At 69.8% G+C, this 4,370-nt stretch carries 7 protein-coding genes; all 7 read left to right on the forward strand.

What is annotated here, in order from left to right:
- Window positions 1–203 (forward strand): enoyl-CoA hydratase-related protein (locus G6R24_RS24595; protein WP_263864087.1); only part of this gene is annotated, 203 nt, incomplete at its 5' end.
- 15 nt (window positions 204–218) lie between these two features.
- Window positions 219–413: a hypothetical protein gene (locus G6R24_RS24600; RefSeq protein ID WP_225438719.1), complete on the forward strand. Its 195-nt coding sequence runs from the start codon at window positions 219–221 to the stop codon at window positions 411–413.
- A 386-nt stretch (window positions 414–799) separates the two neighbouring features.
- Window positions 800–928, forward strand: coding sequence for a hypothetical protein (locus G6R24_RS23445; RefSeq protein WP_263864088.1), 129 nt, complete (start codon window positions 800–802; stop codon window positions 926–928).
- 57 nt (window positions 929–985) lie between these two features.
- Complete coding sequence (locus tag G6R24_RS18630; RefSeq protein ID WP_163550482.1) at window positions 986–1,942, forward strand: ABC transporter ATP-binding protein; 957 nt, start codon at window positions 986–988, stop codon at window positions 1,940–1,942.
- Window positions 1,939–2,733 carry an ABC transporter permease gene (locus tag G6R24_RS18635; RefSeq protein WP_163550483.1) on the forward strand — a complete coding sequence of 265 codons (795 nt, stop codon included), beginning with the start codon at window positions 1,939–1,941 and terminating at the stop codon, window positions 2,731–2,733. The genes G6R24_RS18630 and G6R24_RS18635 overlap by 4 nt, the downstream gene beginning before the upstream one ends.
- Before the next feature lie 12 nt (window positions 2,734–2,745).
- A complete protein-coding gene (locus G6R24_RS18640; protein ID WP_163550484.1) occupies window positions 2,746–3,537 on the forward strand; it encodes a MerR family transcriptional regulator in 792 nt (263 codons plus the stop codon).
- A 116-nt stretch (window positions 3,538–3,653) separates the two neighbouring features.
- Entirely contained in the window at window positions 3,654–4,208 is a 555-nt protein-coding gene (locus G6R24_RS18645) for an ABC transporter substrate-binding protein (RefSeq protein WP_163550485.1), read from the forward strand.
- Window positions 4,209–4,370 lie beyond the last annotated feature (162 nt).

Consider the following 4,370-nt stretch of genomic DNA (forward strand, 5'->3'; position numbering starts at 1 on the left):
ACCGGGCGACGTTTCGGGTTCCGGAGCTGCTGCGGGGCATCATCGACGCGACCTACGCCGCCGTTCTGCCCGCCCATGTCGACGTCGCGGTGGCACGTGACCTGATGCTGTCGGCCCGCCGGTTCGACGCCACCGAGGCGCAGCGCCTCGGCGTGATCAGCCGGGTCGTGCCGCACGAGCAGCTGCGGGACGCGGCGGTCTAGGCCGTCCGGGAGATCGTGCAGACCGCTCCGGACACCCGGATGCACGTCAAGCGCATGCTCGGCGAGCACTACTGGCCGATCGACTACCCGACGATGTTCTGGGGCCTGCAGCACTCCCCCGAACCTCGGGAGGGCATGCGCGCCTTCATGGACAAGCGTGCGCCGGCCTGGATTCCCGACGAGTTCGCCTCCCGCGACGACCGGCGCTGACATGTCATACGGGCAGGCGGCGAGCCGACCCGTTCGGCCCGCCGCCACATCGTTACCAGCGCATGAGCCGACGTTCTCGAAAGCCGCGTGACCTGGCCGCTGACCGGGCAGCCGTTCTGAATCTGCGGGTCAACGCCAGAACAACCCCGCTCGGATTCGACGAGCAGGTGCCCGAGTTCAGCTGATCCACAGAGGCCGCAGGTTTCGCCGCCGCTGTCGGCCGGGCTGGAGCCCGCCGTCGACACCGCGTTCTGGCCCCTCAACGCGATCGCGCTCGGCGGGGCAGGCCTGCTCATCCGGTTACGGCTGCCACGGCATCGGATCGGGTTGCTGCTGGCCGGCCTCGGTCTGGAGGCCGGCCTGGTCGAGCTGCTGGAGGGGCGTCGATGGCCGACGGGCCGGCCATCGCGCTGCCGCTCGTCGACGCGCTGGCTGATGACCCGGCGCTGCGCGGCTACCACCTGCTGCCGACCGTGCGGGCCGACCTGCTGGCCCACGCCGCCGCCCTCGACTGAGCGGGGGACCAACCGGGGCTTGACCCTGACCCTGCGTCAGGCCTCCAGCATCGCGGCATGACCGCTACCAGACCTGCTATCGAGGTCTTCGGACTCACCAAGTCCTACGGTGACCACACCGTGCTGGACGGCCTCGACCTGACCGTCGCTCCGGGCACCGTCTACGCGCTCCTGGGGCCCAACGGCGCCGGCAAGACGACCGTCGTCAACATCCTCTCCACGCTGCTGGCCCCGGATGACGGCGAGATCCGCGTCGCCGGCTTCGACGTACGACGCGAGCCTGCCGGGGCGCGCGCCGCGATCGGTGTCACCGGGCAGTTCTCGGCGATCGACGAGCTGCTCACCGGCCGCGAGAACCTGCGGCTGATGGCCGACCTGGCACACCTGGACCGGGCGACCGCGACAACCGCCGTCACCGTGATGCTGGCACGCTTCGACCTGGTCGACGCGGCCGACCGGCGGGCGCAGACCTACTCGGGCGGCATGAAACGGCGCCTCGACCTGGCGATGACGCTCATCGCCCGGCCCCGGCTGATCTTCCTGGACGAGCCGACGGCCGGTCTTGACCCGCGCAGCCGTCGCGACCTGTGGGCGATCGTGCGCGAACAGGTCGCCGACGGCGTGACGGTACTGCTGACGACGCAGTACCTCGAGGAGGCCGATCAGCTGGCCGACCGGATCGGGGTCCTCGACCGGGGCCGCCTGGTCGCCGAGGGCACGGCCGCCGAACTGAAGCGTCGGGTGCCCGGCGGGCACGTGTCGGTGCAGTTCACCGATGCGGCGGGGCTGTCCGTCGCATCGGCGGCGCATCCGCAGGCATCCACCGATGCCGAGACGCTCACCCTGCAGATACCCGGCGACGGCAGCATCGCCGGGCTGCGCCGTGTGCTCCACGGCCTCGACGACGCCGCCGTGGCCGGCCTGACGGTCGGGGCCGCCGACCTCGACGACGTGTTCCTCGCGCTCACCGGCCGCGCGGCCGAGGCGCCCGCAGCCGAGGAGGTCCCCGCATGAGCACCGCCCACACCGTCCGTGACTCGGCGACGATGCTGAAGCGCAACCTGCTGCACGTCCGCCGCTATCCATCGCTTTCGATCATGCTGATCGCGCAGCCGATCCTGTTCCTGCTGCTGTTCGTGTACGTGTTCGGCGGGACTCTCGGCGCCGGCCTGCCGGGCCAGGACGGTGGCGGAGACCGCGGGGACTACCTGGTGTTCATCACGCCGGGCATTCTGTTCCTGACTGTCACCAGTGTCGCGCTCGGCACCGCGATCTCGACCGCGACCGACATGACCACCGGGATCATCGCCCGGTTCCGCACGATGAACATCGCCCGGCTGTCGGTGCTCACCGGCCACGTGCTGGGCGCCGTCATCAGGACCGGATGCGCCGTGGTGATCGTGGCGGCGTTCGCGTTCGGACTCGGGTTCCGCGGCGACGCGGGTCCGCTCGGCTGGCTCGGCGCGGTCGGGCTGCTGATGCTCATCGCGTTCTCGCTCACCTGGCTGACCGTCGGCATGGGTCTGGCAGCGGACAGCGTCGAGACGGCCAGCAACACCCCGCTGTTCCTGATGATCCTGCCGTTCGTCAGCAGCAGCTTCGTGCCGACCGACGCGATGCCGGCCGGGCTGCGCCAGTTCGCGGAGCATCAGCCGTTCACCCCGATGATCAACACTCTCCGGGCGCTCGTGACGGGGGCGCACACGGACTCCGACCTGTGGTTCGCGCTCGGCTGGTCCGCCCTGATCGCGCTGGCCGGCTACCTCTGGTCGCGCCGGCTGTTCCTGCGCGTGCCCGCGACATAGGAGACTGGGACGGTGCTCACGATCAGCCAGCTGGCGTCGTACGCCGGCGTCACCGTGCGCGCGGTGCGGCACTACCATGCCAAGGGCCTGCTGCCGGAACCGGAGCGCGACCATTCCGGTTACCGGCGCTACGATTCCCACGCCGTCGTCGAGCTCGTCCGCATCCGCACCCTCGCCGAAGCCGGTGTGCCACTCGCGCGCGTGCGCGCACTGTTGGCCGCGGGCGAGCAGGAGTTCGGCGCGGCCGTCACCGACATCGACCGGCGCCTGCGCGCGGAGATCAGACAGCTCCAACGACACCGCGCGCGGATCGCGCGGCTGGCGGCCGGGGACAGCCTGGCATTACCACCGGAGGCGGTGGCCTACCTGGACCGGATGCGCGCGCTCGGACTGCCGGACCGGATGGTCGAAGGCGAGCGGGACGCCTGGATCCTGATCGCCGCCCAGCTCCCGGAGCACATGCCCTTCTACATGAAGGCCAAGCAGCAGCAACTCGACGATCCGGCGACCCTCCAGTTCTACCGCGATCTGGTCCACGCCGCGGACTGGGAGCCGGACGACCCACGCGTCGCGACCATGAGTGACCAGCTCGTCGCCCTCATCGAGGCTGACGGAGAGGGAGAGGGACCGGAGGGCTACCAGGAGGCCATGCCCGACGAGCTCGCGCAGCTCCTCGATGCCGTTTTCCTGGCCTCGGTGCGGATCGCCCCTCGACTCCTCGAGCTACTGGAGGAACGCGGCTGGCGCGGATGGACCAAACTCGAGCGCATCCCCACGCCCCAGCGGGCAGCTGCCTTCGACTGAGGCCGAGGCTGACAAGGTCGCCCCGCCGGGACGACTGGGCTCATCGACGGATCGCTACGGCGCATCTCGTGGATCTTCGATCATCCTCGCCATCCACGCCTTGCGACGCCGCTGGCTTGTGCAGGCGACCCAGCACCACCCCTGGGCGGCGGGGGTGGCGGCGCTGGTGCTGCCGGGCTCGGAGTCACCCGCTCCGGGCGGGGCAACTGAACCCGCTGACCGTCGACGGCACCAACACCATCATCGATGACTGGATCACCCTGGCCGGAGGCCGCAACGCCGCCCAGATCAGCGGCAACGGCAAGCAGGTGACCAAGGAGCAGATCGCCAGCTGGAGCCCCGACGTGATCGTTTTCGCCAGCAGCACGATCGCCGGCAACGACACCGGGCAGCAGACACTGGACAAGCTGGCCACCGATCCGTTCTGGGCCAACGAGCCGGCACTGCGCAACCACCGGGCCTACATCAACCCATCCGGCGTCTTCCTCTGGGACCGGTACGGCGTCGAGGGCGCACTGCAGATCCAGTGGGCAGCCAGGACCCTGAACCCCGACCTGTTCACCGATCTGAACATCGTCCAGAAAACGAAGACGTTCTATCACGACTTCCTGCACTACGACCTGACCGATGCCGAGGCGACACGAATCATCAACGCCCAGGATCCCGCATAGCGCAGGTTGCCGAAGAGCAGCCACATCCGAACGGTGTCGGTGGCCGGCTCCGCAAGAAGCGGGGAGCCGGCCACCCGCCGTTCCAGAACGGATCTCACCCGGGTGCCCGCGCACGTTCCGCGCGGTCGAAGCGGAACCTCGACGTCGGGTAACTGGTCAGGT

Origin of the sequence: Candidatus Frankia nodulisporulans, assembly GCF_902806475.1 — a bacterium.
Lineage (GTDB): Bacteria > Actinomycetota > Actinomycetes > Frankiales > Frankiaceae > Frankia > Frankia umida.

Coding starts and splice junctions, on each gene's coding strand:
- G6R24_RS23445 (WP_263864088.1), top strand. CDS start 800: ATGGCCGACGGGCCGGCCATCGCGCTGCCGCTCGTCGACGCGCTGGCT.
- G6R24_RS18630 (WP_163550482.1), top strand. CDS start 986: ATGACCGCTACCAGACCTGCTATCGAGGTCTTCGGACTCACCAAGTCC.
- G6R24_RS18635 (WP_163550483.1), top strand. CDS start 1,939: ATGAGCACCGCCCACACCGTCCGTGACTCGGCGACGATGCTGAAGCGC.